Source organism: Psychrosphaera algicola, from assembly GCF_028401425.1.
Classification (GTDB): domain Bacteria; phylum Pseudomonadota; class Gammaproteobacteria; order Enterobacterales; family Alteromonadaceae; genus Psychrosphaera; species Psychrosphaera algicola.
Genome location: NZ_JAQOMS010000002.1, coordinates 3,494,629 through 3,520,834 on the forward strand (window position 1 = coordinate 3,494,629; position 26,206 = coordinate 3,520,834).

Genomic DNA, 26,206 nt, shown 5'->3' on the forward strand with positions numbered 1-26,206 from the left:
GGAGGTTCGAAATATCGCTCCGCTATTTTGGGATGACGTTTTTGTTCTGAAATTATGAGCTAATTAAAAGCGAATTATGAACTTCCTCTGCACTCGGTTGGAGGTCCCAAATATCGCTAAGGCTCTTTTAGGATGACGTTTTTGTTCTGAAACTTTGAGCCAATTGAAAGGTGAATTATGAAATTCCTCTGCACTTGGTTGGAGGTTCCAAATATCGCTCCGCTCTTTTGGAATGACGTTTTTTGTTCTGGTTATTATGATCCAATTTTGGGCGAATTATGTGATTCCTCTGCACTTGGTTGGAGGTTCCAAATATCGCTGTGGCTCGACTCATATTACAAGCTAAGGAATGACGTTTTTTGTTCTGAAATTTTGAGCCAATTGAAAGGTGAATTATGAAATTCCTCTGCACTTGGTTGGATATTCTGAATATCGCTTAGGCTAGACTAGTTTTACAAGCTTGAGAATGACGTTTTTTGTTCTGAAATTATTATTTCAGTCGTATCAGGCAAGTTGGCGATATCCCAATGTGCCACAGCCCATGTAATGATATCTGCTACCGATTTTAACATTAAATCTTGCTGAACAGGTAAGCCGAGTAAGGTTAACGCTTGTATTAGCTCAGGTTTTGGATTGTTGATATCAATGGCACGAGCATGATTTTGTTTACTGAGTTTAAACCCTGGTTTAGTTGATACTAATGGCAGGTGCATATAATTAGGTGGGGTGATGCCAAACAACTTGTACAATGACGTTTGTCGAGTTGTGAGGGGTAAAATGTCTGCGCCTCTTACTACTTCCGTTATGCCCTGATCTATGTCATCTATAACAACAACGAGTTGATAAGCAAATAATCCGTCGCGACGTTTGATAATGTAGTCTTCGTGATTAAAATCAGAGTTAGTCTTTGTGGCGTTAACATGATCATTGCAAATTCGTATGGCCGCATCGGTGAGAGGTAAATTTTTGTTTCTACAATAACCCGTATAATTGGCCCCCATTTGCCTAATTTTCTTGCGGCTACAATGACAGGCATAGGTAAGGTTATGTGCGTGTAAGGTGTCTAAGATCTCTTGATAGCGACGTAAACGCCTAGTTTGAACTAAACATCCCCGGTCTGCAGGTGCGAGGTCTTCGCTCGTATTTGGATCAATGTCCCAAGACATACCAAACGCGCTTAGAGCATCTAAAATTTGGTCAACGGCGCCAAACTGTTCTCTGGGTTTATCAATATCTTCGATGCGTACAAACCACAAACCATGGTTGGCTTTTGCTTGTAGATAACTGCCAAGTGCAGTTAATAGAGAACCAAAATGTAGGGGACCACTGGGGGAGGGAGCGAAGCGGCCACGATATTGTGCCTGTTTAAGCAACGTAGATTGATTGCTAAACAAGTTCGTAAATGTGTGGCTCACGCAACGCTAACTTAACAAGGTGTTAAGGCTTTAGCCTTAACCGCCAAGTTGTTTTTCTTTAATTTCAGATAACGTTTTGCAATCGATACATTGGTCTGCAGTAGGACGTGCTTCTAATCGACGGATACCGATTTCGATGCCACATGTTTTACAAAAACCAAAATCATCGCTTTCGATTAAACCAAGTGTTTTTTCAATTTTTTTGATCAACTTGCGTTCACGGTCACGCGTACGTAATTCAAGTGCAAATTCTTCTTCTTGTGACGCGCGGTCAACTGGATCTGGGAAGTTTGCAGCTTCGTCTTGCATATGACTTTTAGTTCTGTCTACTTCTTCACGAAGTTGGTTGCGCCACGCCTCTAAGATTTTTCTAAAATGCGTAAGCTGCTCATCGCTCATGTACTCTTCATTTGGGCTTTCTTGATAAGCCTCAACGCCTGCTTGGGCTAATAGTCCCAATGATTTTTTATCTGCCATGCGTTGTTTATCTCCTAAAGTTCTAAAACCAATTCGCGCAGTTATATTTTGTGTACTTTAGCATCTTGTGCGTAGTGCTAAAAAAACGGCGCTATCTATAGCAAAATTGGACACAATACGCAATCAATTCATGTTACATATGGTAATTGGGCCGTAATTTACTGCGAAAATGAGTAATTCTGAGTTAAATTTACTTATTTATAAATTTGCCTCTTTCACTCACTCTAATTTGTTGCGGGTCTATATGGGTACAAATTACTACAATTTCTACCCCTTGAGCGATAGCTTTTTGCAATTCTTTGGCATATATAGGGTCGATATGGTCAGCGACCTGAACATTTTTGATCCCAGTATGCTGTACTAAAAAGAGTAAAACAGCTCTAGAGCCCTCTTCAACTAAGCGTGTTAGTTCTCGTAAATGTTTTTGACCACGAGTGGTCACCGCATCGGGGAACGCTCCTAAATGGGTTTCAGCGTTTAGCAATAAAGTTGCAGATTTAACTTCAATAAAACAATCTGGCAGCTCAGGCGACGAAAGTTTAATATCGATTCGACTGTTTTCTTCACCATATTTCACCTCACGTTGAACGGTATTGTAGCCATTAAGTTCTGGGATTAACCCCGCCTCAAAAGCATTTACGGCGAGTTCATTTGCTTTAACAGTATTGATACCAATATAGTGGCCATACTGATTTTGAGCCAATTCAAAGGTATTTGGGTATTTACGCTTTTTGTTGTCACTCGTGCTGTAATAAACGGTAAAGCCCGGCTCGGCACATCCTGTCATTGCACCCGTGTTAGGGCAATGAATCGTAATTTCATCCCCCGACTCAGTGGTCACATCGGCTAAAAATCGCTTATACCGTTTTATTAAAGTACCTTTTTGTAATTTCAAACTGTCTCCGTTGGTGACTTTTTAGGAATAAAATGAACTACGCCAGCAACAAATAAACCGGCTAAAATTCCGTAAATAGCGTCGAGTAATATACCTGTTGTGCCTTTTAACAGGTACATGTCGGGAACGATATTGACGACTGATTCAGAGAAGTGATGCAAAAATGGAATGTTATGTGTGAGCATACCGCCGCCAACTAAAAACATAGCAACAAGGCCGATGACCCCCAAACTTTGCATTAGGCGCGGAGCAAACAATAAAAGTCCACCACCTAATGAGTACAAAACTTTGTTGACCTGGGTTTTATTGCCTAGTGATTGCCAATATAAACCTAAGTCGTCGAGCTTAACAATAACCGCGATAAGGCCATAAACACCGATAGTCATTGCAATAGCAATGATGCTCAAAACCGTAATTTTGTCACTTAGTGATGCTGTAACTAATGTGCCTAGTGAGATGATGACAATTTCAGCGGACAATACAAAGTCAGTTCGGATAGCACTTTTGATTTTATTTTTCTCGAATTCAACAAGGTCGACAGTTTCGTCTTTTACCGCTTCGACAAGTTCTTTATGTGCGGCTTTTTTTCGTTGGTCTTATTATCGCTTTGGTGGAATGACTCTAGGATCTTTTCTGCGCCTTCAAAACACAAAAATAAACCACCTAAAATCAACAAGGGGACAATTAACCACGGTAAATAAACACTAATTGCCAGTGCGGCTGGGACGAGGAAAAGTTTGTTGATAAACGAGCCTTTTGCAACCGCCCACACAACAGGAAGTTCACGATTGGCTTTGACACCAGATACTTGTTCGGCATTGACCGCTAAATCGTCGCCTAAAACACCGGCCGTTTTTTGCAGCAACTTTTGTCATTGCAGCAACATCGTCTAATATTAGCGCGATATCGTCAAATAGCGCGAAAAAACTTGCTCCAGCCATGTAGCCTCTCCATGTGTAGTGTTTAAAATTGAATACGTAGAATTGATAATTAGCCAATATTAAAGATTATTTTTTACATTACCATAGAGAACGACTGACTAAGGTGTGATAATTTTCTATTATCTATAATGAAACAAAGACATCGTGCACAAAACGAGTTTTTGATAATAATAAAATCCCTACAAAATTGAGAATAATGATATGACTAATACGATCGAAGTGACGTTGAGCGGACAACCTGCCGCTAAAAAATGGGGTGATTCAAACCCAATTAGTACGACAGTAGAAGGTTATCAAATACATATTCAGCAATTGGACGAACGCGCAAGTTTGCCGCTTGTACAAACGTCATCACGTAAACTTCAAGGTTTAGGTATCGACGCAGTGACGCTTACTGGTGAGTGGACAGTTGAACAACAATGGGCTTTTTATCTCGGGTTTGTCACTGCTAAAGGCGGCCAAACGGTTGTCTGGGCGAGTGATGATAGCGAATTAGAACACCGCAAGCTGGCCTATGATTGGACTCGAAATATTATCAATTTGCCGCCACAGGATATGTATCCATTAGCACTGGCTAATCACGCCATAGACTTTATTAAGTCGGTAGCAACGGGCAAAGTTGAAGCAAATGTTATTATTGGCGACGATTTATTAGAAGCTGGCTGGGTAGGTATTCATGCCGTTGGCCGAGCGAGTGTGCATCCTCCAGTGTTATTAAGCTTAGATTACAATCCTACAGGCGATGAGAACGCGCCAATAGAAACGGCACTAATTGGTAAAGGGATCACGTTTGATAGTGGCGGATATTCAATAAAATCGTCTGAAGGCATGTTAACGATGAAATGCGATATGGGCGGTGCAGCAACCGTTACAGGCGCGTTGGCATTGGCGATCTTTCGTGGTTTGAACAAACGTGTCAGACTGATCTTATGTTGTGCTGAGAATATGATTGGTGGCAATGCATTTAAACTTGGCGACATTTTAACGTATAAAAATGGTACGACAGTCGAAATCGTGAATACCGACGCCGAAGGCCGTTTGGTGTTGGCGGATGGATTATTCCATGCAACAGAATTGGGTGCTAAAAAGTTATCGACGCGGCGACATTAACTGGTGCAGCTATGATGGCCGTAGGTTCCGATTACAACGCGGTATTTGGTTTAGATAAGGAATATGTTTCTAAAGGTTTAGCGGCTGCAGGAAGTTGAGTTTGAAGGTGCGTGGCCTTTGCCATTAGACAAATTCCATCGTAATACTTGTCCGTCTCCATATGCTGATACGGCAAATAGTCGTCCGCAAAAAGGTGGCGGTATGGGTGGCGCATCAAATGCAGCTGGCTTCTTATCTCGATTTGTTACAGAAGACGGCACGGGTTGGTTACATTTTGACCTCGCTGGCGCATTTAACGGTTCGAGTAACGCTAAGTATTCTGCTGGTGCAACGGCGATGGGTGTAAGAACAATTGCTAGATTGCTAACTGAAGATTAAGAAAACGAAATTTATTTTTCTTAACCCAAATGAAAGTACAAAAAAGGCCTGATTAAATCAGGCCTTTTGTCATTTTTGGGGTTCGCTAACAATTAAAGTATGTATTTACTTAAGTCTTCGTCAGCCACTAATTCATCTAAATTATCTTTAACAAATTGCTCGGTAATCTCAAACGTTTCGCCCGATTTTTCAGAGGCGTTATAGGAGATTTCTTCCATCAAACGTTCCAAAACGGTATGCAAACGTCGAGCACCGATGTTTTCATTGGTCTCATTGACTCTGAATGCCGCTTGAGCGATTTGTTTGATACCATCCGTAGTGAAGTTGACAGTCACCCCTTCAGTCGCTAACAATGCTTTGTATTGCTCGGTTAAAGAAGCATGGGGCTCCGTTAAAATCCGTTCAAAGTCTTCAGCAGTTAAGGCATCTAATTCAACGCGGATTGGTAAACGACCTTGTAACTCTGGAATAAGATCCGACGGTTTGCTCATTTGGAACGCCCCAGAGGCGACAAATAACATATGATCGGTTTTCACCATGCCGTATTTTGTTGATACTGTGCTGCCTTCTACCAGAGGCAGTAAGTCACGTTGCACACCTTCGCGTGAAACATCGGCGCTATTTGCCCCTTCACGTTTACAAATTTTGTCTATCTCATCGATAAATACGATGCCGTTTTGTTCAACCGATTCAATAGCTTGTTCTTTTAAGTCATCATTGTTGATCAATTTAGCGGCTTCTTCGTCAATCATTAACTTAAGTGCAACAGAGACTTTTAGTTTTCGCTTATTGGTCTTTTCACCCGATAAGTTCTGGAACATGCCCTGTAATTGAGAAGTCATTTCTTCCATGCCCGGAGGCGCCATTATCTCAACACCAATTTCTTTTTGAGCAACGTCAATTTCGATTTCTTTGTCGTCAAGCTCACCTTGTCTCAAACGCTTACGCAAAACCTGACGAGTTGAACTTTCTGGCGCATCGCTATCAACCGTTTGTCCAAACGAATCTCTAGCCGGTGGCAAAAGGGCGTCTAAGACACGTTCTTCTGCCGCTTCTTCTGCTTTATGTTTGTTTTTTGAATTGCCGTTTCACGGGTTAACTTAACCGCTATTTCGGTAAGGTCACGGATAATACTTTCGACTTCTTTTCCGACATAACCGACTTCAGTGAATTTAGTTGCTTCAACTTTTATGAACGGCGCGTGGGCTAGTTTTGCCAATCGACGTGCGATTTCTGTTTTACCGACACCGGTTGGTCCAATCATTAATATATTTTTCGGGGTGACTTCAGCACGAAAGTCAGCGTCGAGTTGCATACGGCGCCAGCGGTTGCGGAGCGCAATTGATACGGCACGTTTTGCTTTGTCTTGACCAACGATGTGCTGGTCTAACTCATGTACTATTTCTCTAGGGGTCATTGCTGACATAATAAAATCCTGCTTATAGCTCTTCAATCGTAAGATTGTTATTGGTGTAAACACAGATGCTGCCGGCAATATTTAGGCTTTTTCCACGATTTCTTTGGCAGAAAGCTCTGTGTTTTCTAATAAAGCAGTTGCTGCTGCTTGGGCAAATGGTCCGCCAGAACCAATTGCAATTAGGTCATGTTCTGGTTGGATGACATCGCCATTACCTGTAATTATTAGTGAGGCGGTTTCATCTGCAACGGCCAAAAGGGCTTCGAGTTTGCGCAACATTTTGTCGGTGCGCCAGTCTTTTGCCAATTCAACAGCTGCCTTAGTTAAATGGCCCTGATGCATTTCAAGTTTGGCCTCAAACTTTTCAAATAGGGTAAATGCGTCGGCTGTACCACCGGCGAATCCGGCAATAACTTTGTTGCGATATAAGCGTCTAACTTTTACGGCATTACCTTTCATTACGGTGTTGCCTAACGAAACTTGGCCGTCACCGCCTAAACATACTTTGTCGCCGCGACGAACTGAAACTATTGTGGTCATTTTCCACTCCTGTTTGGATCAATGAACAATATGTAATGGTGTTTTTTCCATTTTCAATGTTAACTTATGAATTATCCCGCCGTTACCCTTATTATCTAGTATTAAACTAGAATGAAATATAGTCGTGATATATTCGGTCTTAGTTACTTGGGCCTATGTTGTCTGTTGTCAATTCGAGGAATAAATATGTTGTTGAATTCTATTAGCCGAAAAGTCTTAGTCGGTTACGCAGCCATCATTGTCATTGTTGCTATTGTAACGAGTGTGCTGTTTACCGGTCTATCAGACATTAATAGAGTCACGGATGAGTTTGTCGATAAAAGTTTACCCGCCTTGCAAAATGTCACAAAAGTAAACCAAGGGGTCAATCGAATTTTAGTTGCCGCTTACAGTTTGTACGGTTACACCATTGAAAAAGATGCATTTGAAACTTCAGTAAACAGCGAATTTAAGTCCGTTGTTAGTGCGATGAAAAGTTTAAATATTTTAGTACCGACCGGAAAAAGGTTAATTTTGAACTGCTAAAAAGTGAACTTGAGCGATTTCAAAGCATAATGACCAGTGACGAAGTAGATTGGGACGGTGCGCGGGGTCGCTAACAAAAATTCAAGAAGAAGCCACGCGGATTGAGTCTATCGTCTCTATGTCAGCAACCGTATTATCAAAAGAAGCCAATCAAAAAACGTCTGTCATCAGCAACGATGTAAGTAGCATGAGACTTTGGTTGTTTTTAAGTACTTTAAGCATTGTTGTTATAACGGCAATCGCTTACGGATTTGCCAAGAAAAATATTGCGTCGCCAATTAAATCGCTGTCCAAACAGCTAGATAATGTGGTTGCACATAATGATTTGAGTCAATCGGTCGATGTTCGATCAAACGACGAAGTTGCATTAACCGCGGCAAGTATTAACAAGTTGCTATCGGTATTTAGAAAAGTTAATTCAGATATTAGTAACTCTGCCGCCATCGTTAAAGATTCAATTTCAGTGCTGAATCAGAGTGCGAGCTTATCAGGTAATGAAGTGGCGAAACTATCTGATGTTGTGGACAAAATATTCTATAGTTCAGAACAGTTAGCGGCAAGCATTGCAGATGCAGCTAATCGGTCGGAAACCGCGTCTGACATTGCTCATACCGGGGCGACACAGGTTGAAGATGGCACCGCTAATATTAGTCAAACGGCAAATATTATCTCTGAACTCTCAAGTGATATCGATGCGTCGGCAGAAATGTTACTCAGTTTGAAGCAGGCTGGGGATAAAGTTAGCGACGTTGTTAAAACCATCGCGGACATCGCCGACCAAACGAATTTATTAGCGCTTAACGCCGCGATTGAGGCTGCTAGGGCAGGCGAAACCGGTAGAGGTTTTGCGGTTGTTGCCGGTGAAGTGAGAACTTTGGCCTCTCGAACTCACGAATCAACCTATGAAATAAACTCGATATTGGAAGAGATCGTTAACTCTATATCTAGTGCCGTTGAAGCAATGGATGTTAATAAAGAGAAAGCCAACGAAGCGGTATCGGCTGCTGAAATCACCGTTGATTCTTTAAAAGTCATTCAAGCAACTGTGCGTTCGTTAAGTGATGAAAACCGAGTGTTAGCAACCGCGGCGCAGGGCAGTCAAGATGACATTGGTAGGATGAAGTTGGATCTCGATGACATCAAAAAAGGCATGACAATTGTTTCGGACTCGTCGAGTGATACTAAGCAAACTGCAGCGACACTGGCAAAACTCTCACTGGACTTAGAACAAGTTGCAGGTCAATTTAAAGTCTAGATTAGCGACTTTATGTTTTGTCTCTATTTAAATGTAAAGGCGATTGATAAAGAGGTTTATCAATCGCCTTTTGCTATTTTACAATTAGCTGTAGGGATTTACTGCAACTGATTATTAGTCAATTCTCTTGGCGGGATGATTGCCATTTTGATGCAGCACTAGGAGTCTACTTTCCCTTCTTTATTTTTATTAAATGTATAAGACGCTTTAACAGCTTTATAAAAAATTCATTTTTAGATTTCGCAAAGATTGGTAATTTTTGTTGTCCGGTAGCCTGGGCAAACAAACGCCCGCCCGCTTCGCTTATGGTAATGATGAAGTTGGGCGCCAATTGATAATCACCAGTAAGGGCTGTTAGTTCTTGTTTACTTAACGTCACTTCCTCAGTCACAACCATTTTTATTGAGTCAATTTTTCCGGTCAACACCGCTTGTCCTATCGCGTCGGGAGCGTCCTGTGAGTTGGCTAAAACAACCACCCCAAGATTGGATGTTTTATTAAATCCAATAAACGAACGATACCCACCAGTGCCGCCGTCATGCACAATGACATCTCCGGCTGGCGTGTTAGCGATTATCCAGTTTAGTCCTATGGATAATGTGTCATTACCAAAGGAATGTTGAAACTTATGAGTTAAATCGATGGCTGCCGCTAATGGGCTGTCTAGTAGGCCCATATTGGCCTTCAAAAGATCAACATATCTGCGCCAGAAGAACGTAAAGCACCTGCTCAGGAAGTGTCGGGAAATCCCAATGAGGGGTTGGATTACCAGATACATCGTGGCCAGTTGTCAGTTGTTTTTGTTGGGCGGCAGAAATAGTTATGGTCGTATTGTCCATGCCTAATATCTTTAAAATTCGTTCTTTAACTAAGTCTTCATAAGATTTTCCAGCTTTTAGTGCGAGTACATGTCCTAACAGGCCCACTCCGAGGTTTGAATATTCTGGGGTTTGGCCAATATCACGGGGTAAGTGATAGTTAGATAGAAAGTCATACATCATATCGACCGAGTAATCTGCGTATGGATTTGTCATATCTTTAGGTTTGAAATCCGTAGGTAGACGCGGTAAACCGGAGGTATGTGTTGCTAAATGCAATAAGGTGATCTGCTTATCGTTGCGGGTCGGCATAGATACCCCCTTGGGTAAATATTTAGACACAGGATCGTCAAGATTTAATTCACCTTTAATCACCATGTCTGCCAATAAAAGTCCGGTAAACGTCTTACTGATCGAGCCAATTTCAAACAAACTCGATTTATTTAGTGCCATGCTGTTTGTTTTATTGGCTTTACCCACAGCAATGATTTTGTCTTGTTTACCGTCTACGACAGCAACGACGAGTCCGACGCCAACCGAACCTTCAGATACCCGTGTTTGTAAGTGTTGCTCAATAAGTTTGGTATCAATATTTGCTGCTGATAAGAGGGAAGAGCAAAGTAATAATGAGCTAGTTAGGGCAACTAATTTAGTCAATTTTGGCATTTTATTTCCTTAATGTTTTTATCTGCCATGGGGCCTGTAAATATTTAATGAGTTTCGCGTCCAGAAATACCGTAATAAACTCAAATTTTATCATCTTAGCTATTTGATGCTATTTGATAACATCCAATACCTCGTCAATGAGTTCTTTACCGCCCACTCTGAAATAAAATTCAGGCCAAATCGAACGCGCTTTTGCCTGCCAATCGCCTACTTCATTTAAAGGGTCAACAAATATCATGCCCTTGGTTTTGGCAAATTGTGTCATTTTATCATCTTCTTTTTTACCAAACTCCAACTATACACCTCAGCCTCTCTAGCGGCTTGTTGAACAAGCATCTGACTATGTGGTGTTAGTTGACGATAAAATGATTCTGACATCATATGGGGCGCGGTAAACATAAAGTAATGGATGTTAGTAACGTATTTTAATACATCCCATACTTCTTCTGTTTTATTGACGCCATCAAAAATAATATTGATTGGGTTTTCCTGACCTTGAATAACCCCAGACTCTAGGGCTGGCCAAATACCTGTCCAAGGCAATGGCACCGGTTCGATGCCCTAGGAACGAAATGCTTCGACCATTAATTGGTTGCGCGGAACTCGGATCCTTAGCCCCTGCAAATCCGCAGTGGTCCTTACGGGCTTTGCGCTATTTGCCAATAGGCGGTAACCGCCGATAAAGAAGCTAAGTGGCCTCACATTTGACTCTAATCCAGTACGGTCGGCAATTTTTTCCATCAAAGGATCGTGAAACAACTTTTTAATACTCTCCTCATTGGGAAACATGTACGGCAACGATAGAAAGCCTAACGATGGTGCAAAAGGTGACAAGTTATTTGTCGCTACCATTCCCATGTGACTTTTACCTTCGGCAATATTCATTACGATGTCATGCTCGGTGGTCACGCCAAATTTTAGGTTTACCTTTAACTGCCCGACGGAAAGTCGTTCTAAAGACTCTTTGAATTTTGCAGCATATTGCCAATATCCGCCATATTTAGCTGTTGAGCCTTCGAATATTAGTGTTGCAGATTCAATTTTTTTGCCGCCTGATTTAAAGTTAAAATTAGTTTCTAATCGTTCGACATAATTTCCAGCAAACGGGTCGCGTTCAATTGCAACTTGGTTTTCCCAGTCCGTCAGACCGTAATTGGCCATGACCTTAGCAAGCTCTCCCGACTGGCGCATTTCGGTAATGCCCATCGTCACTATTTCAGCGTATGTGTTAGCTTGTTGATTATTTGGAGAGAAGCCGACATATAAATGATCTGGAGGAATGACACCGCCTTCTATTAGCTTTTTATTTTTTTCTTTTTAAATGAAAATCCAGTACGTTTTTATCTTCGAACAAAATATCTATGTACTGATTTTCTAATAGTTTTAGCAGGTTTGTTGTCGAATTATTGCCATAATTTTGGTAAATGACGCGGTTGTCTTTGGTATGGCGCTGTATGTAACTGTCAAAAATACCGTAAGACTTACCGGCCTCAACGCCAAGTATTTTGCCTTTCAGAGAATTTAAGCCAGTATATAGCCAGTCACTATTGCCAGAGGTGTACATGACATATTGCACTTGTCCAATGCTCTTCGCAGGGTAAACAAGTTGCAGAGCATTACGCTGTAAGATACCGACAACCCCATCGATAACATTATTTTCAAGCATTCGCATTGCGCGATTTAGAGGGAAGAATTGAATTTCAACGGTCACCCCTTTCTTCTCAAAGATGCGTTTTATTATATCAACTAGAACACCTTGATTTGCTGAATTTTCAGCACAAACGTAAGGACATCTTTCAGTTACACCTAGTTTGATTTTGGGCTCTGCCTTGACGACAAAATGCATGCAAAAAGCAGCAGTTAATAAACATGTTAAAAACAGTTTCTTAATTGCATCAATTGTCATAAAAACAATCTCTAATAGAATTTTAATCTTCACAGTAACAGTTTTAGTTTATATAAAAAAGCTAATTTGGCGCTTATAAACGGCTACTTTTGAAGTTTATTTAATTCAAATCTACGCTGATTATTATTGGTAATAAACCGACTTTCGACTAGTGGCAATCGACTCATAAGAAATCAAGTGACTGTCGCTTTTTTGAATAGGAATTTCGTGCCTAGCACCGACGTTGGGTTTGATTAATCGCGCGATTTTTCAAAATGTATTTCGGTGTTTTTCGTGAACAAGTAATTTTGTTTAGGTTTACGCAACAAAAAGCCCGCTTATTATTATAACAAGCGGGCTTTTATTGTTTAACAATCAGGTTGTTATGCCTTTTTAAGCCGAGCAGTACAGGGCACTGCTCGACGCCGGTATGGCAGGCTATTTTTTATAGTTTGAAGTCTATAACTTTGTAGTTTAAAGCTTCTAGCTGTGGTTTTAACACTTTTGCATCACCAACAACAACCATCAACATTTCGTCGATGTTGAGATGTTTTTCGCTAAAGCGTTGATTTCTTTTTGCTGATATTGGCAACTATATCGTTTCTGACATTAACAAAGTCAGGTGTTAAATCGTGCTCAAGTATCTGTGCAAGGAAACCTAATTTAGCGCCTTAGCGTTTCATATTTTAATGCATCTCGCTGATTGATTGCTTTACGCATGAAATCAAGTTCTGCATCCGTTATACCATCTTTATGGTAGCTTTTGATTTCGTTAACAAATTCGACAATTGATTTGTCAGTTGCATCGGCACGGACTTCAGCACTGGCAGTGTAACCACCTGATAACTTGTCACCCCAAAAGTACGAACGTGCGCCGTAGGTATAACCTTTGTCTTCACGTAAGTTCAAGTTGATTCGGCTGTTAAATGCACCACCCAGAGGGAAGTTCATTAGGTAAGATTTGTAAAACTCACCAACAATATCGCGACTGATCCCGCGCTTACCAATTCTGATCGCAGATTGCGCTGCTTGATCTTTATTGACTAAATAGACCACACCTGCTTTGTGAGAGCTATTAGGGATTTCAATTGATAATTTAGGGCCTTTACCTTGCCAGTTATTTAGCGAATCCAATGACTTCTGAACGGTTGTTTGTGGCAAGTCAGAAACAACGATAAGTTGTGCATCAGCTGGTTTTACATGAGTTTGATAAAACGCTTTTACGTCAGCTAAAGTCAATTGCATGACAGTTGCTTCAGTTCCACCTTGAGGCATTCCTGCTAATGAATCACCAAACATTAATTTACGATACGCAGTAGATGCTAAATAACCCGCATCCTTTTGGCTGTTTTTAATGCCTTGAATTGCATTATTTTTAACGCGAGCAAATTCATTTGCATCAAACGCTGGAGCGACTAATTTTTCGTTTGCTAATGCAAGTGTCGCATCAAGATGTTTTGTTAACGCATTGATATTGATATTAAGGTAGTGATCATCAGCAGAAATACTGACGTTACTGCCAAGTTTTTCTAGCGCTTTACTCATATCTTCAGCAGAACGTGTCGTTGTCGACTCATTTAACATTGCAGCAAGAACTGACGCCATGCCTGCTTTGTCTTTTGTCTCAAAGTAATTACCTGCAGGAACTTTGATTAGAATCGCAGTAGTCGGTGTTTCAGTGCTTTGAGCGCCTAATACGGTAATACCGTTATCTAATTTGTTTTGCCACATTTGCGGAACATTCACGGCCTTGTTTGCACCCGCTTGAGGCATAACACTGCGGTCAAAACTTGAAGTCGCTACGCGTAATTCTAAGTCATCTGCGCTAGTATTAGATTTTTCACCAATCGTTCTTTTTGGAATTGTGTAAGTATCTTCGTGGGCAATGGCTTGTAATTGACCTTTAGGTACTATGCTCATTACAACTGAATTTTTGCCTTTAATGTATTGTTTAAATACACGCATGATGTCTTCTTTAGTGACATTGGCATAACGAGCGATATCTTGCTCAATATAATTTGGATTACCAGTAAATGTTTCATTGGCCGCGAGCTGGCTCACTTTACCTGACACACTTTGTAATCCAAATACAAATGACGCTTCCATTTGTGCTTTGGCTTTAATCAAATCATCTTCTTGTACGCCACGTTGTTCAAATTCAACTAACGCATCTCGAATGATTTGTTCTAGTTCTGCAAGTGACTTGCCTGCCGCTGGGTTTGGCAAAGCGTACATATTAAACATACAAGCAAGCTCTGAACACGGGTGACCGACAGATGCCTGTACTGCAAATTGGTTTTTAACCAAGTTTTTATAAAGGATAGAGGTTTTTCCTCCACCTAAAATTTCAGATAAGATATCCAGTGGTGCTTCGTCAGGGTGACGGTTACTTACTGTTGGGAATGCCATGTATATCAGTGGCAAATGTACGTTGTCTTCCATAGAGATATAACGATCTTCGTCAAGTGTCACCATGGTTTTTTCTGGCATGTTAACTTCAGGGCCGCGAGGAATAGAGCCGAAGTATTTTTTGATAAGTGATAATGTTTCTACTTCATCAAAGTCACCACCAATCGTTAATGTAGCGTTGTTTGGGCCGTACCAACGAAGGAAAAAGGCTTTTAAGTCATTAACGTTAACGCGGTTTAAGTCTTCCATATAACCAATTACAGGCCAAGAATATGGATGTCCTTCTGGGTAAAGCGCTGCTGATACTGTTTCGTACAAGCGGCCATAAGGGCGATTGTCGACACGCTGACCACGTTCGTTTTTAACGGTTTCGCGTTGAACTTCAAATTTTTCTTGAGTTACCGCATCTAACAAGTAACCCATGCGGTCTGATTCTAACCATAACATTTTTTCTAGTTGGTTAGCCGGTACGGTTTCAAAGTAGTTTGTACGGTCTGAGTTGGTTGTACCGTTTAAAGTACCGCCAGCTTCTGTGATTATTTTGAAATGTTGCTCGTCAGCCACGTTTTCTGAGCCTTGGAACATCATGTGCTCAAAAAAGTGTGCGAAACCAGATTTACCAATTTCTTCACGGCCAGAACCAACATGATAAGTGACGTCTACATGAACAAGTGGATCGGAAGTATCTTTATGCAAAATAACCGTTAGGCCGTTTTCCAATTGGAGTTTTTTATATGGGATAACTGTTTTGCTAAGGCTCCGCAGTTACTTCTTCGATAACCGGGATACCAGCGATGACTTGTTGTTTGTCAGCGTCACCAAATGGTGAAACCAAATTACAACCAGTTAATACGGCAAGGGTAATTACCGGTAGAGTCCACTTTTTCATTTTGAAAATCCTTTGTTGAACACAAATTTTTACATGCAATATTATGCACATAGTTTCAGCCAACAAGAATAACGTAATGGCGTTACTCTTGTCACCTGTACTTAACGGCTTAATACTTGTTTAAATGTAAAAAGTTGTAACAACCTCAGGATCTGTTCTAGGCCTTGTGTAGCCTACTTTTCAATCAGTCGGATGCCGGTTGATTCGATGACTATGTCACCTTTTTTATACAGTCCACCAATGGCTTTTTGAATGCGCTTTTGCTCATGCCAAATAATTTTCTAATTAAATTAGGATCTGACTTGTCGTGAACGCCGGCAAATCCACCTTCTTTAACTAAAAAGTCGATGATTTGTTGGCTCTGACGGTCACGAATTTCAGTGGTTTTTTCCAGTGCGATATTAATTTTGTCATCGCCACGGATCTGTTTTACAAATCCCGACACGGTGTCACCGTAGGATAATCGTTTTGATATGTCGTCTTTAAAAATTAGACCCCAATGGCTCTGGTTGATAATCGCCTTTAAGCCCAAATCTGTATTCGACGCAATAAGCAGTTCAACTTGTTCGTTTGTTTTAAATGTCTTGTTATTTTCTTCAACTAAAAATTTGTCTATTTTAGAAGACGCGGTAGGGCGTAAGTCGAGTGAATCGATGTACATAGTGACGATATATGATTGGCCCACTTCCATTGGCGTATTTTGCTCTGCAAATGGCACCATCAAGTCTTTTTCTAAGCCCCAATCTAAAAACGCACCAACGCGATTAACGTCGACAACTTTTAAATAGGCAAATCCGCCAACTTGTATTTTAGGCTTTCTAAATGTTGCGATTGGTCGGTCTTTGGAATCTAGGTAAATAAATACACTGATCTCTTCGTCAACTTGCACTGTGTCATCAACTTCACGACGTGGAAGTAATATTTCGCCGGCTTCTCCACCGTCGAGAAACGCGCCAAATTCAACATGTTTTACTACAGTGAGCGTATTAAAGCGGCCAAGTTGTATCATTTAAGTCAGTCCAATATAAAGAAAATAGGGTATTCGGCAAGAGTATAGCGTATTGAGTTAGATCAGTAACCAAGTCGCTGTACCTAAAAAGGTAAAGATGCCGACTATGTCGGTAACTGTGGTTAATATTACACTGCCAGCAAGCGCTGGATCAATGTTCATGCGTTTTAGCATTAGGGGGATAAATACGCCAGAAAGTCCGGCTGCGATTAGGTTCATCATCATTGCAAAAGCAATAACTGCGCCTAACATTAAATCTTGTTTCCAAAGTGCAACTACGCCAGCAATCAACACAGCCCAAATTAGACCATTATAGAAACCGATAGCGAGCTCTTTGCCCATTAACCATCGTTGGTTAGCTTGTGTAACATGACCTACGGCCATCCCGCGAATAACGAGAGTTAGTGTTTGACTACCCGCGACGCCACCCATACTCGGGACAATGGTATTTAAAACCGCTAGGAACGCTAATTCGTCGAGGGTCGATTCAAACAGGCTGGAGACAAATGCGGCTAATAACGCGGTAAACAGGTTCACGCCCAACCACAAAGAACGTCGTTGGGTACTTTTTACGATTGGCGCAAAGGTATCCGCCTCGTCGTCGAGACCCGCCATGCTTAGCATCGAGTGCGCGGCATTTTCGCGGATTACGTCGACGATGTCATCGATGGTTATACGTCCAAGCAATAACCCATTTTCGTCAATAACCGGAGCTGAAATCCAGTCGTACCGTTCAAACAAAGACGCGACTTCCGTTTCTTCCATCGTTGCAGGAATGACTTCGAAATCGGTTTCCATTACTTCAGAAATTAGGCTAACCGGTTGGCTGGTTAACAAGGCCGCGAGGGAGACTTCACCAATAAATTTTTCGTCTTTGTCCACGACATACAAATAATCGGTGGCTTCAGGTAAAGCGCCTTTTAATCTCAGATACCGCAAAATGACGTCCACCGTTACGTCCGGACGTACTGTTATTGTGTCGGTGTTCATCAATGCACCGGCGGTATCTTCTTCGTAGGACAACACACGCTCTGCGCGTTTGCGGTCTCGCTTGTCCATACTTTTTAATACTTTACGATAAATCGTATCTGGCATACCACGTAAGACTTCGGCAAAGTCGTCGTCGTCTAAGTTACCGGCAGCTTCAGCGACTTTTTCTGGGGTCATGCTACGTAAGATAGGGTTACGCACATCTTCAGACAGTTCTTCGAGAACTTCACCTTGGATACTGGAGTCGATTAATTGCCAAATTACGGTTCGAGATTTTGGTGGTGAGGAATGCAGTAACAGAGCGATATCTGAAGTAGGCATCGAATCCAACATGTTTCTAACGTGCACAAACATACCGCCGCTAAGTGCAGTATTGAGTTCTTCGATAGGGATGTTGTATTCTTGCTCTAAAAGCTCTGCCATAAAACCCTTAGTGTGTGATGAAGTTACTTTCTATAAAGGATATATTGCCAATCGCTGGCCCAATATATAAAGGAAACGTAAACCTAAGTGTGGTCTCGCCGCCAATATTAACTCAAAATGACATTTTTTAATAGCAACTGATTGTTTTTATTTAAGTTAAAACAATCAAAATACTAATTATTCGTCTTCATCAAATTTATTGCTAATGAGCTCGCAGATAGCGTCAACAGCGACTTTTGCTTCGTTACCCGTCGCGATTACGGTCACATCTTTACCTTGGTTACTGGCCAACATCAACAATGCCATCACGCTATCGGCATTGGCTTTTTTGTCTGCTTGTTGAATAGTTACCGTTGCTTCAAATCCCTGAGCTAATTGCGCTAGTTTGGTGGCCGCACGGGCGTGCAACCCAAGTTTGTTTTCTATGGTAACGGTACGACTAATTTCCATGTTTATTCACTCTTCAAATAACGACTTATCTCACGATGGCGCGTTTTAACGTCATTTTCACGTGAGCGATATAAGTTTGCAAGTGCCTCGGCGATGTAAACCGAGCGATGTTTTCCGCCAGTACAGCCAATGGCAATGGTTAAATAACTGCGGTTGTTTCGTTCCAAATGTGGCAGCCACGTCGACATAAAGTTATTAATTTGGAATACAAATTTATTAACCAATGGCTCGGCTTCTAAAAATTCTATTACGGGTAAATCCATACCGGTTAAAGGCCGCAGAGCAGGTTCCCAATGTGGATTTGGTAAAAAACGTGCATCAAATACAAAGTCGATATCGTTTGGTACACCATATTTGAAACCGAAAGACTCAAACGTTATTACGAGGTTTTTTCTGATTTACCAAGAATTTTTTCGCGCACCATTTCGGTTAGTTGGTGAACGTTTAAATCTGACGTGTCGATAAACAAATCGGCACGAGTAGCAATAGAATCAAGGAGCTTGCGTTCTTCTTGAATTGCCTCAGGTAGGCCAGACTCTTTTTTGATAATGGGTGCAAGCGACGAGTTTCGCTATAACGACGGATCAAAACCTCGTCTTTAGCGTCAATATACAAAACCGTTGTATTAACGTTTTTAGGTAAAAAATCGAGGTTTTCGACTAGCTCTTGCTCGGATTCTGGAATATTCCGAACATCAATGCTAACGGCAACTTGTTCATAATTTTGACTGAGACTGTGCGATAGAGCTGGCAATAGATTTACTGGTAGGTTGTCCACACAGTAATAACCAAGGTCTTCTAACACTCGCAGTACGACGGTCTTCCCTGAGCCTGAACGGCCACTAACAATAAAAATATGCATTTTAGGCGGCTTCTATTATGTTGTATAAATCCAAATCTGTTTCTGCTCTACGAATTTTGCGTAAAACATCTTTGTTGTCAAAGGTTTTTGCTATCGATGCCAATGTTGCCAGATGAGTGTCGCATTGATCTTCTGGTACTAACAGGGCAAAAAAGATATCTACAGGTCGTTTATCAATCGCATCGTAATTCACTCCTTTGTGGGTAACTAAGAGAACTGCTACCGCTTTACTCGAATTTTTTATTCGGCCATGTGGTATCGCAATTCCGTTACCTATACCAGTGCTGCCCAACTTTTCTCTGTTCATCAAGCTCTCTAAAATATCTATGCTAGATAAATTTGGCAGCTGCGCACTCGCAATTTCAGCTATATGTTCAAGTATTTTTTCTTGCTTTTACAATCAGCAATAACTTTGGTGCAATCTGGTTGAAGTAATAATTTTAAATTCATGTTTGGTTAACTGCCTACCTTTTGCTTACGCCAAAAGGTGTTGTTTGTGACGCCGTCCCTAGCGTCACGTTTATTTAGTTTAAACCCATCAGTGACGGGTCAATTTCTCTTTATGTTTTATTACCTGTCGATCTAGCTTATCTATTAAACTATCAATCGCGGCATACATATCGTTATGTTCAGAAGTGGCGAACAATTCACCACCGTTTACATGTAAGGTTGCTTCAGCTATTTGACTCAGTTTTTCAACGTCTAAAATCACATGGACATTATTGATATGGTCAAAGTGACGCTCTAATTTAGCAAATTTGTTATCTACGTATTCTTTTAATGACTCTGTTAAATCTATATGACGACAAGTTAAATTAATTTGCATAAAAAATTCCTTCTGTTGATATAGAGAGGTGTTTACACCAGTCGTTTTCGTTGGTTTGAAGGGGAATATTCAATGATTCCCGGTATTTTGCAATAGTCCGTCTGGCAACCTGAATACCTTGGTCAGCTAGGATCTCTGCAATTTTACTATCACTGAGAGGTTTAGCCTGATTTTCCGCCGCAACTAACTTTCTGATTAAAGCTCTAATCGCAGTGGAAGAACATTCACCACCGTTCTCTGTACTTACATGACTCGAAAAGAAGTACTTAAGTTCAAAAATTCCTCTAGGTGTGTGCATATATTTTTGAGTCGTCACACGAGAAATTGTTGATTCATGCATGTCGACCATTTCTGCGACATCGTTCAAAACCATTGGTTTCATGGCTTCTGGGCCATATTCAAAAAATCCCTGCTGTTGCTGCACGATACAGTTTGATACTTTTAGCAGCGTATCGTTACGACTTTCTAAACTTTTGATAAACCATTTAGCTTCTTGTAAATGGGAACGTACAAATTGCGTGTCACTGGTATTTTTTGAGGTTTTTGACAACGATGCATATTGTTCGTTTATTTTTAGTTTAGGCATGGAATTTGGATTTAGCTCTACTAACCAACGACCTTTTTCTTAACGACCGTTACATCGGGAATGACGTAGTCGATTTCATCTTTGATAACGACACTTGCAGGATTTGGATTAAGTTGTTGGATGAGTTCTAGAATATCTTTCAGATCGGGTTCTTTTAACTTGGTTTTTCTAAGTAAAGTCCGGTAATCACGATTGGCCAGTAAATCGATGTAATTGTCGATAACGTCTATGGCTTCAAATTTCCACGGCGTGTCATTTGAAAATTGTTTCAATTGCACCGACAAGCATTCTTGTAACCCTCTGCAGGCGACGCCTACGGGGTCGAATAGTTGAATACGTTTAAGTACCGCTTCAACTTCTTCTATTTCCACATCTTCGATGTCAATGGCTTCTACGATGTCCTCAGCGGTGAGGCGTAAAAGCCTTTTTCGTCGACACCGTCAATAATGGCGGTCGCGATTGCAAGATCTTGTTCGGTAAACGTAGAAAGGTTTAACTGCCAGCGTAGGTGGTCTTGAATATTGTCAGTGGTTTCACCTTGATAGACTGTGTCTTCGCCTTCATATGCTGGGCCAGAGCTCGCAGGGGCGGCGCTCATGTAGTCATCCCATGTTGTATCCGTAGACATCTCTTCACTGATGGTTTCGGTTTGAAGTGCTTCAGTGGTATTTATTTCTTCCTGCGCCCAGTCGGTATCGTCGTCGGTCGTTTTGTTTTGACCTTCCGTTTCACCCAATACATCTTCTATCGATTGTTCGCTTTTTTCGTGATTTAAACTTTCGTCTTCTGCGTCCAATAGAGGATTGCTATCCAAGGCTTCTTGAATTTCTTGGTGGAGTTCTAATGAGGATAACTGCAACAACCTTATGGCTTGTTGCAATTGTGGGGTCATTGTTAATTGCTGACCCATTTTTAATTGAAGTGAAGGTCTCATCTAATTCCAATCAGATTATACTAATTAATGGTTATACACTAAATTACAAAGTGAACTGGTCACCTAAGTAAACTTTTTTCACGATTTCGCTAGCAAGGACTTCTTCTGGTGTACCTTCTGCGATTAATTCACCATGACTCACGATATAGGCTTTTTCACATACATCAAGCGTTTCACGTACATTATGGTCGGTAATTAAAACACCGATCCCTTTTGCGACGAGTTGTTGGATAATCTTTTTAATATCAATTACTGATATAGGGTCAACCCCAGCAAATGGTTCGTCAAGTAATATGATTTTAGGATCCGCAGCCAGCGCTCTTGCAATTTCTACTCGCCTACGCTCACCACCTGACAATGCCATACCTAAACTATCGCGAATGTGTTCTATATGAAATTCACCAATAAGATCATCTAACAAATCGGCTTTTTGGTTGGCATTGATGTCCTTTCTCATTTGTAACACGGCCATGATATTTTGGGAAACAGTAAGTTTTCTAAATATCGATGATTCCTGTGGTAAATAACCTATTCCATGACGAGCACGAACATGCATTGGTTCGTGACTTAAGTCAATATCATTAAGCGTAATGCTACCTTTGTCGTTAGGAACCAATCCAACTATCATATAAAAAGTTGTCGTTTTACCGGCACCATTTGGCCCAAGTAGTCCGACGACTTCGCCGGCATTAACTGAAATACTGACGTCTTTTACAACTTGCCTTTTGTTATACGACTTGGCGAGATGTGTTGCGATTAATTTAGTCATCGAGTTATTAATTCCGTCGTTAGCCGTTTTTCTTTTTTGTTTTTATCGTAGTGGTAACTCGACCACCCGTTGAGGCATCGCCATCCGCTTTTACGCGCTTTTTAGCAAGGTCAAATTCGATCGAGCCACTTTGTACTTCAGAGCCACCTTGTTTAAACTTTGCGTCGCCACTTAATTTAAGGGTTTGAGTTGTAACAAAGTATTCAATCTCGTTTGCTTTTGCGGTTAAGTTACCGTTTTCTTCGTCGATTTGAGTAAATAAAGCCGGACTGCCTTTGGCAATTAATTTTTCACCAGTGCCGTCCTAGGTGTCGACAAATAGCTCATCCGCTTTAATTGATATAGGCCCCTGAGAAACAACAACATTACCTTTAAAATACATCGTATTGTTGTTGTAATTAAGATCTTGATTGTCCGATTTTATTTTCAAATCTTCGCTGTTTGCCGAAACGGCCATACTAAATAGAGCAACCAATATTGTGGCGATATACGCGTGTCGCTTGAATGTCATTACTTGTTACCTTTAATCAGCGTTTCCACATGATGAGTTAGTGTCACCGTGCCTTCAGTTAAATTTGCAACCAAACCTTGCCCAACAATTGTCAATTTATCACCCGTAATCGTAATCGGATTGTCTGTTGTTACCAAGTTAGAGTCTAAGTTAATTTCTAAAAAATTTGTTGTTATGGTTTGGATTAACGACTTTTCGCCAAGTTGTACCATGATGACATTTTTATCTAAGGTTAATATACCTTCTTGCATGTCGCCAATTTGTGCGGAGAGTCGCCAAAATGGTTTTTTATCTTGATAAATTATAAATTCAGGTGAAATAAAATGAGTAAGGGACAACTCTGAGAAGTGCTCCATTTTTTGTGAAAACACTTCTTGCTGCAGTTCACCATTAGAGTCAAACAACTCTTGATGCAGCAATTTAGCGGTAAATTCCGGGATCAGTTCTTCTTCAAAGTCAAAAGGCATTTGCGATTGTGGCGCGAAATTGGGCTGCCATAAAACGGCAACGATCCCCAAAAACAATATAACAACAACGCCACGGGCTAACATTATAGACTTGCTCCGGTGATATTCTCGGTAATGTACTCTTCACCATAGTTCGCCATGATCAGTAGGTCGGTTAATTCTCTTACAGAACCTCGTCCACCATTTAATGTCGTTACTAAATGAGCAATGCTTTTGATATATGGGTGCGCGTCGCCTGTAGCGGTTGCAAGGCCAACTTTTAACATTACCGGAGCATCTGGAAAATCATCACCAATGTATGCGATTTGTTCGTCGGTTAAGTTTAAGTCTGATTTTAGTTGCTCGTAACCTTCTAGTTTTTGGTCCATACCTTGGTAAATATGTTTTACACCTAAACTGCTCATGCGAGTTTGCACAATTGTTGATTTGCGTCCCGTGATTACGGCGACTTCAACACCTGCATCTATTAAAGAACGAATGCCATAACCATCTTTGGTATTAAAGCCTTTTAATTCTTCACCACTGTTGGCTAGAATTACGGTTCCGTCTGAAAAAACGCCGTCGATATCGCATATTAATAATTTGATTTGCTGCGCGCGAGCGACAACATCATTTGGTATTGCCTGATACCAAGTTTCATATCTGCGCATTTAAAGTACCCCTGCTTTTAATAAGTCGTGCATATTTATCGCGCCCACTGGGAAGTTATTATCATCGATTATAAAAAGACTGTTTATCTTTTTTCTTCCATAATATGCAAAGTTTCTGCGGCAAGGATATTTGCGGCGCTGCAAATTGAGTTACGAGTCATATAGTTAACTATACCGGCGGACATGTCGAGCTTGTCTTGATCTAGACAACGACGCAAGTCTCCGTCGGTAAAAATACCCGCTAATTGTCCCTGGTCATTGGTGATCCCCGTCATACCAAGTCCTTTGGCTGACATTTCGATGATCGCTTGTTTTAATGTCGCTTGGTCAGTGACCAACGGGATCCGTTTTTCAGTATGCATTACATCTTTATTAGTGAGTAATAACTTACGGCCAAGTGCTCCGCCGGGGTGACTAAGGGCAAAGTCTTCCGCGGTAAACCCACGTTCTTCTAACATTGACACGGCCAATGCATCGCCAAGAACTAAACTCGCTGTTGTCGATGCTGTTGGTGCAAGTCCGAGTGGGCAGGCTTCTTGTTTAACGCCTGCATAAAGGTGCACATCGGAATTAACGGCTAGTGTTGAGCTTGGTTTTCCAGTCATAGAGACAATTGCACAGCCAATGCGTTTTAACACCGGTAATAACGAAATGACTTCGGCTGTCTCACCACTGTTTGATAACGCTAACACTATATCGGCGTCAGTAAACATACCTAAGTCGCCGTGACTTGCTTCACCGGGGTGAACATAAAAAGCTGGTGTCCCTGTGCTAGCTAATGTCGCCGCTATTTTGTTGGCTATATGACCTGACTTGCCCATTCCAGTAACAATAATTCGCCCTTTACACGCCAACATTAGTTCGCATGCATTTGCAAAATTGATGTCTATGGAATCGGAAAGTTGCTCAATAGCGGCCTTTTCAATCGCAATAACTTGTAAACCTGATTGTATTAACGAATTCATAATAACGACTTAAATTAACTAAATAAGACAATTTGGTATGCAACGAACCCTACTAACAGTAAACCGCCTTCAACGCGATTAATTCTGCGAGTGCCTTTAAAGTTCATTGCCATAAACAGTAGAGCGACTGTTGCTCCGATCATGACAAAAATATCACGGGATGCGGCGTTCGGGTCTATTTCACTCGGATGAATAAGGGCGCCAACCGATAACACGGCTAGGATATTAAATATGTTTGAGCCGATGACATTACCAATTGCCATGTCATCTTCGCCTTTTAATACGCCGGCTACACTTGCCGCAAGCTCTGGCAAACTGGTTCCAATCGCGATAATTGTTAATCCAATAACAAGGTCGCTAATGCCAAAGAATTGAGCGATGATCACTGCAGAGTTGACTAAAAAGTGAGAGCTAAGTGGCAACATGATTAACCCGGCGATGACCCATAACACGGCATATAAGGTTGGTAGATCTGACGGGATTTCGTCGTCGTTATCGGCAAGTAAAGGGTCGTTAGGGTTCTTAGTGTGGTTAGCCAAAAAATGAGAAAGCCAATAAACATAAAAAAGCCAACCAACAGGCCGATTCCTTCGTTAAAGCTTAAAACATTATCAGATAAGATATACCAAGCGAGCAATGTAAATCCTAATAGAATCGGCATTTCACGATATAAGGTGGTAGAAGATACTGTCAGTGGGCGAACCATCGTTGTAATGCCAAGCACTAAAAGTATATTTGTAATGTTAGAACCAAGTGCATTACCGACGGAGGTATCCGTCGCACCATTTAATGCCGCATTGGCTGATACCATTATTTCAGGTGCAGATGAGCCCATTGCAACTATAGTTAAGCCGATGATCATTGGAGAAACGCCCAGATTTCTGGCTAATCCAGAAGCTCCATATACAAATTTGTCGGCGCTCCACACGAGCACCGCAAAGGAAAGAATTAAAATTATTGAGGCAGATAACATAAATTAAGTCATATCGATAAACATAGTTGCCTGATATTGTGGCGGTTGTAGAATTATAAAGCAAAGAATTATCGTTGATTTAACGCATTTAGGAAACTTTTTGCGTGATTTTTCGTCAATATAGCTACGTTACATTTTTTAACGTTTTAGACGTAGCATAATCGCTATTTAA

Annotated in this window: 20 protein-coding genes and 10 pseudogenes; 3 read left to right on the forward strand and 27 right to left on the reverse strand. The window is 41.1% G+C overall.

Features of this window, described 5'->3' with window-relative positions:
* Positions 1–452: 452 nt before the first annotated feature.
* From gluQRS to PN838_RS27565, 4 genes and pseudogenes are all read right to left on the reverse strand, one after another.
* Positions 453–1,415 (reverse strand): tRNA glutamyl-Q(34) synthetase GluQRS, encoded by a 963-nt coding sequence (gluQRS, locus tag PN838_RS19125; protein WP_272181666.1) that lies wholly within the window; start codon positions 1,413–1,415, stop codon positions 453–455.
* Positions 1,416–1,451: 36 nt separating this feature from the next.
* On the reverse strand, positions 1,452–1,892 hold the full coding sequence (gene dksA / locus PN838_RS19130; RefSeq protein ID WP_215965170.1) for an RNA polymerase-binding protein DksA: 441 nt from the start codon (positions 1,890–1,892) through the stop codon (positions 1,452–1,454).
* Between the two features lie 190 nt (positions 1,893–2,082).
* Positions 2,083–2,787, reverse strand: a complete 705-nt coding sequence (gene sfsA, locus PN838_RS19135; RefSeq protein ID WP_272181667.1) for a DNA/RNA nuclease SfsA — start codon at positions 2,785–2,787, stop codon at positions 2,083–2,085.
* Positions 2,784–3,728: pseudogene (locus PN838_RS27565) on the reverse strand (DUF808 domain-containing protein). Before PN838_RS27565 ends, sfsA begins: the two are co-directional and overlap by 4 nt.
* 201 nt (positions 3,729–3,929) lie before the next feature.
* Here PN838_RS27565 and pepB point away from each other — a divergent pair.
* Positions 3,930–5,216, forward strand: a pseudogene (pepB, locus tag PN838_RS19145) (aminopeptidase PepB).
* 92 nt (positions 5,217–5,308) lie between these two features.
* Here the strand turns inward: pepB and hslU are convergent.
* Both hslU and hslV read right to left on the reverse strand, forming a co-directional pair.
* Positions 5,309–6,642 (reverse strand): annotated as a pseudogene (gene hslU, locus PN838_RS19150) (ATP-dependent protease ATPase subunit HslU).
* 13 nt (positions 6,643–6,655) lie between these two features.
* A pseudogene (hslV, locus tag PN838_RS19155) lies at positions 6,656–7,173 on the reverse strand (ATP-dependent protease subunit HslV).
* A gap of 186 nt (positions 7,174–7,359) precedes the next feature.
* On the opposite strand from hslV, the gene PN838_RS19160 reads away from it, so the two are divergent.
* The gene (locus tag PN838_RS19160) at positions 7,360–7,698 is read left to right on the forward strand and encodes a hypothetical protein (RefSeq protein WP_272181668.1); all 339 of its coding nucleotides are present in this window, start codon (positions 7,360–7,362) and stop codon (positions 7,696–7,698) included.
* A 49-nt stretch (positions 7,699–7,747) separates the two neighbouring features.
* Entirely contained in the window at positions 7,748–8,953 is a 1,206-nt protein-coding gene (locus tag PN838_RS19165; RefSeq protein ID WP_272181669.1) for a methyl-accepting chemotaxis protein, read from the forward strand.
* Between the two features lie 166 nt (positions 8,954–9,119).
* Here PN838_RS19165 and PN838_RS19170 read toward each other — a convergent pair whose 3' ends face one another.
* From PN838_RS19170 to PN838_RS19270, 21 genes and pseudogenes are all read right to left on the reverse strand, one after another.
* Positions 9,120–9,629, reverse strand: a complete 510-nt coding sequence (locus PN838_RS19170) for a serine hydrolase (RefSeq protein WP_272181670.1) — start codon at positions 9,627–9,629, stop codon at positions 9,120–9,122.
* Between the two features lie 16 nt (positions 9,630–9,645).
* Positions 9,646–10,437 carry a serine hydrolase domain-containing protein gene (locus tag PN838_RS19175; protein WP_272181671.1) on the reverse strand — a complete coding sequence of 264 codons (792 nt, stop codon included), beginning with the start codon at positions 10,435–10,437 and terminating at the stop codon, positions 9,646–9,648.
* Positions 10,438–10,546: 109 nt separating this feature from the next.
* Entirely contained in the window at positions 10,547–10,702 is a 156-nt protein-coding gene (locus tag PN838_RS19180; RefSeq protein WP_272181672.1) for a hypothetical protein, read from the reverse strand.
* Positions 10,699–11,643: pseudogene (locus PN838_RS19185) on the reverse strand (TRAP transporter substrate-binding protein). The gene PN838_RS19180 and the pseudogene PN838_RS19185 overlap by 4 nt, the downstream one beginning before the upstream one ends.
* Before the next feature lie 97 nt (positions 11,644–11,740).
* Positions 11,741–12,343 (reverse strand): substrate-binding periplasmic protein, encoded by a 603-nt coding sequence (locus tag PN838_RS19190; protein ID WP_272181673.1) that lies wholly within the window; start codon positions 12,341–12,343, stop codon positions 11,741–11,743.
* A gap of 424 nt (positions 12,344–12,767) precedes the next feature.
* Entirely contained in the window at positions 12,768–12,914 is a 147-nt protein-coding gene (locus PN838_RS19195; RefSeq protein WP_272181674.1) for a hypothetical protein, read from the reverse strand.
* A gap of 71 nt (positions 12,915–12,985) precedes the next feature.
* Positions 12,986–15,451, reverse strand: coding sequence for a M16 family metallopeptidase (locus PN838_RS19200; protein WP_272181675.1), 2,466 nt, complete (start codon positions 15,449–15,451; stop codon positions 12,986–12,988).
* Between the two features lie 31 nt (positions 15,452–15,482).
* A complete protein-coding gene (locus tag PN838_RS19205; RefSeq protein ID WP_272181676.1) occupies positions 15,483–15,620 on the reverse strand; it encodes a hypothetical protein in 138 nt (45 codons plus the stop codon).
* Positions 15,621–15,831: 211 nt separating this feature from the next.
* Positions 15,832–16,629: a CvfB family protein gene (locus PN838_RS19210; protein ID WP_272181677.1), complete on the reverse strand. Its 798-nt coding sequence runs from the start codon at positions 16,627–16,629 to the stop codon at positions 15,832–15,834.
* Positions 16,630–16,686: 57 nt separating this feature from the next.
* Positions 16,687–18,042: a magnesium transporter gene (gene mgtE / locus PN838_RS19215; RefSeq protein ID WP_215965181.1), complete on the reverse strand. Its 1,356-nt coding sequence runs from the start codon at positions 18,040–18,042 to the stop codon at positions 16,687–16,689.
* A gap of 177 nt (positions 18,043–18,219) precedes the next feature.
* On the reverse strand, positions 18,220–18,492 hold the full coding sequence (locus PN838_RS19220) for an HPr family phosphocarrier protein (RefSeq protein WP_215965182.1): 273 nt from the start codon (positions 18,490–18,492) through the stop codon (positions 18,220–18,222).
* 2 nt (positions 18,493–18,494) lie between these two features.
* Positions 18,495–19,353: pseudogene (gene rapZ / locus PN838_RS19225) on the reverse strand (RNase adapter RapZ).
* A gap of 1 nt (position 19,354) precedes the next feature.
* Positions 19,355–19,735, reverse strand: a complete 381-nt coding sequence (locus tag PN838_RS19230) for a PTS sugar transporter subunit IIA (RefSeq protein ID WP_334313544.1) — start codon at positions 19,733–19,735, stop codon at positions 19,355–19,357.
* A gap of 156 nt (positions 19,736–19,891) precedes the next feature.
* Positions 19,892–20,179 carry a ribosome hibernation promoting factor gene (gene hpf, locus PN838_RS19235; protein WP_215965185.1) on the reverse strand — a complete coding sequence of 96 codons (288 nt, stop codon included), beginning with the start codon at positions 20,177–20,179 and terminating at the stop codon, positions 19,892–19,894.
* Positions 20,180–20,211: 32 nt separating this feature from the next.
* Positions 20,212–21,699: pseudogene (locus PN838_RS19240) on the reverse strand (RNA polymerase factor sigma-54).
* A 43-nt stretch (positions 21,700–21,742) separates the two neighbouring features.
* The gene (lptB, locus tag PN838_RS19245) at positions 21,743–22,468 is read right to left on the reverse strand and encodes an LPS export ABC transporter ATP-binding protein (RefSeq protein WP_215965187.1); all 726 of its coding nucleotides are present in this window, start codon (positions 22,466–22,468) and stop codon (positions 21,743–21,745) included.
* A gap of 19 nt (positions 22,469–22,487) precedes the next feature.
* Positions 22,488–22,979: pseudogene (lptA, locus tag PN838_RS19250) on the reverse strand (lipopolysaccharide transport periplasmic protein LptA).
* On the reverse strand, positions 22,979–23,530 hold the full coding sequence (gene lptC, locus PN838_RS19255) for an LPS export ABC transporter periplasmic protein LptC (RefSeq protein ID WP_215965189.1): 552 nt from the start codon (positions 23,528–23,530) through the stop codon (positions 22,979–22,981). The pseudogene lptA and the gene lptC overlap by 1 nt, the downstream one beginning before the upstream one ends.
* Positions 23,530–24,096 carry a 3-deoxy-manno-octulosonate-8-phosphatase KdsC gene (gene kdsC / locus PN838_RS19260; RefSeq protein WP_215965190.1) on the reverse strand — a complete coding sequence of 189 codons (567 nt, stop codon included), beginning with the start codon at positions 24,094–24,096 and terminating at the stop codon, positions 23,530–23,532. The genes lptC and kdsC overlap by 1 nt, the downstream gene beginning before the upstream one ends.
* Positions 24,097–25,061: pseudogene (locus PN838_RS19265) on the reverse strand (KpsF/GutQ family sugar-phosphate isomerase).
* A gap of 14 nt (positions 25,062–25,075) precedes the next feature.
* Positions 25,076–26,034, reverse strand: a pseudogene (locus PN838_RS19270) (calcium/sodium antiporter).
* Between the last annotated feature and the right edge of the window lie 172 nt (positions 26,035–26,206).

Coding starts and splice junctions, on each gene's coding strand:
- PN838_RS19160 (WP_272181668.1), top strand. CDS start 7,360: ATGTTGTTGAATTCTATTAGCCGAAAAGTCTTAGTCGGTTACGCAGCC.
- PN838_RS19175 (WP_272181671.1), bottom strand. CDS start 10,437: ATGCCAAAATTGACTAAATTAGTTGCCCTAACTAGCTCATTATTACTT.
- hpf (WP_215965185.1), bottom strand. CDS start 20,179: ATGCAAATTAATTTAACTTGTCGTCATATAGATTTAACAGAGTCATTA.
- PN838_RS19220 (WP_215965182.1), bottom strand. CDS start 18,492: ATGGAAATTAGTCGTACCGTTACCATAGAAAACAAACTTGGGTTGCAC.
- PN838_RS19180 (WP_272181672.1), bottom strand. CDS start 10,702: ATGACACAATTTGCCAAAACCAAGGGCATGATATTTGTTGACCCTTTA.
- lptB (WP_215965187.1), bottom strand. CDS start 22,468: ATGACTAAATTAATCGCAACACATCTCGCCAAGTCGTATAACAAAAGG.
- PN838_RS19210 (WP_272181677.1), bottom strand. CDS start 16,629: ATGATACAACTTGGCCGCTTTAATACGCTCACTGTAGTAAAACATGTT.
- mgtE (WP_215965181.1), bottom strand. CDS start 18,042: ATGGCAGAGCTTTTAGAGCAAGAATACAACATCCCTATCGAAGAACTC.
- kdsC (WP_215965190.1), bottom strand. CDS start 24,096: ATGCGCAGATATGAAACTTGGTATCAGGCAATACCAAATGATGTTGTC.
- PN838_RS19190 (WP_272181673.1), bottom strand. CDS start 12,343: ATGACAATTGATGCAATTAAGAAACTGTTTTTAACATGTTTATTAACT.
- lptC (WP_215965189.1), bottom strand. CDS start 23,530: ATGTTAGCCCGTGGCGTTGTTGTTATATTGTTTTTGGGGATCGTTGCC.
- PN838_RS19170 (WP_272181670.1), bottom strand. CDS start 9,629: ATGGGCCTACTAGACAGCCCATTAGCGGCAGCCATCGATTTAACTCAT.
- PN838_RS19205 (WP_272181676.1), bottom strand. CDS start 15,620: ATGAAAAAGTGGACTCTACCGGTAATTACCCTTGCCGTATTAACTGGT.
- dksA (WP_215965170.1), bottom strand. CDS start 1,892: ATGGCAGATAAAAAATCATTGGGACTATTAGCCCAAGCAGGCGTTGAG.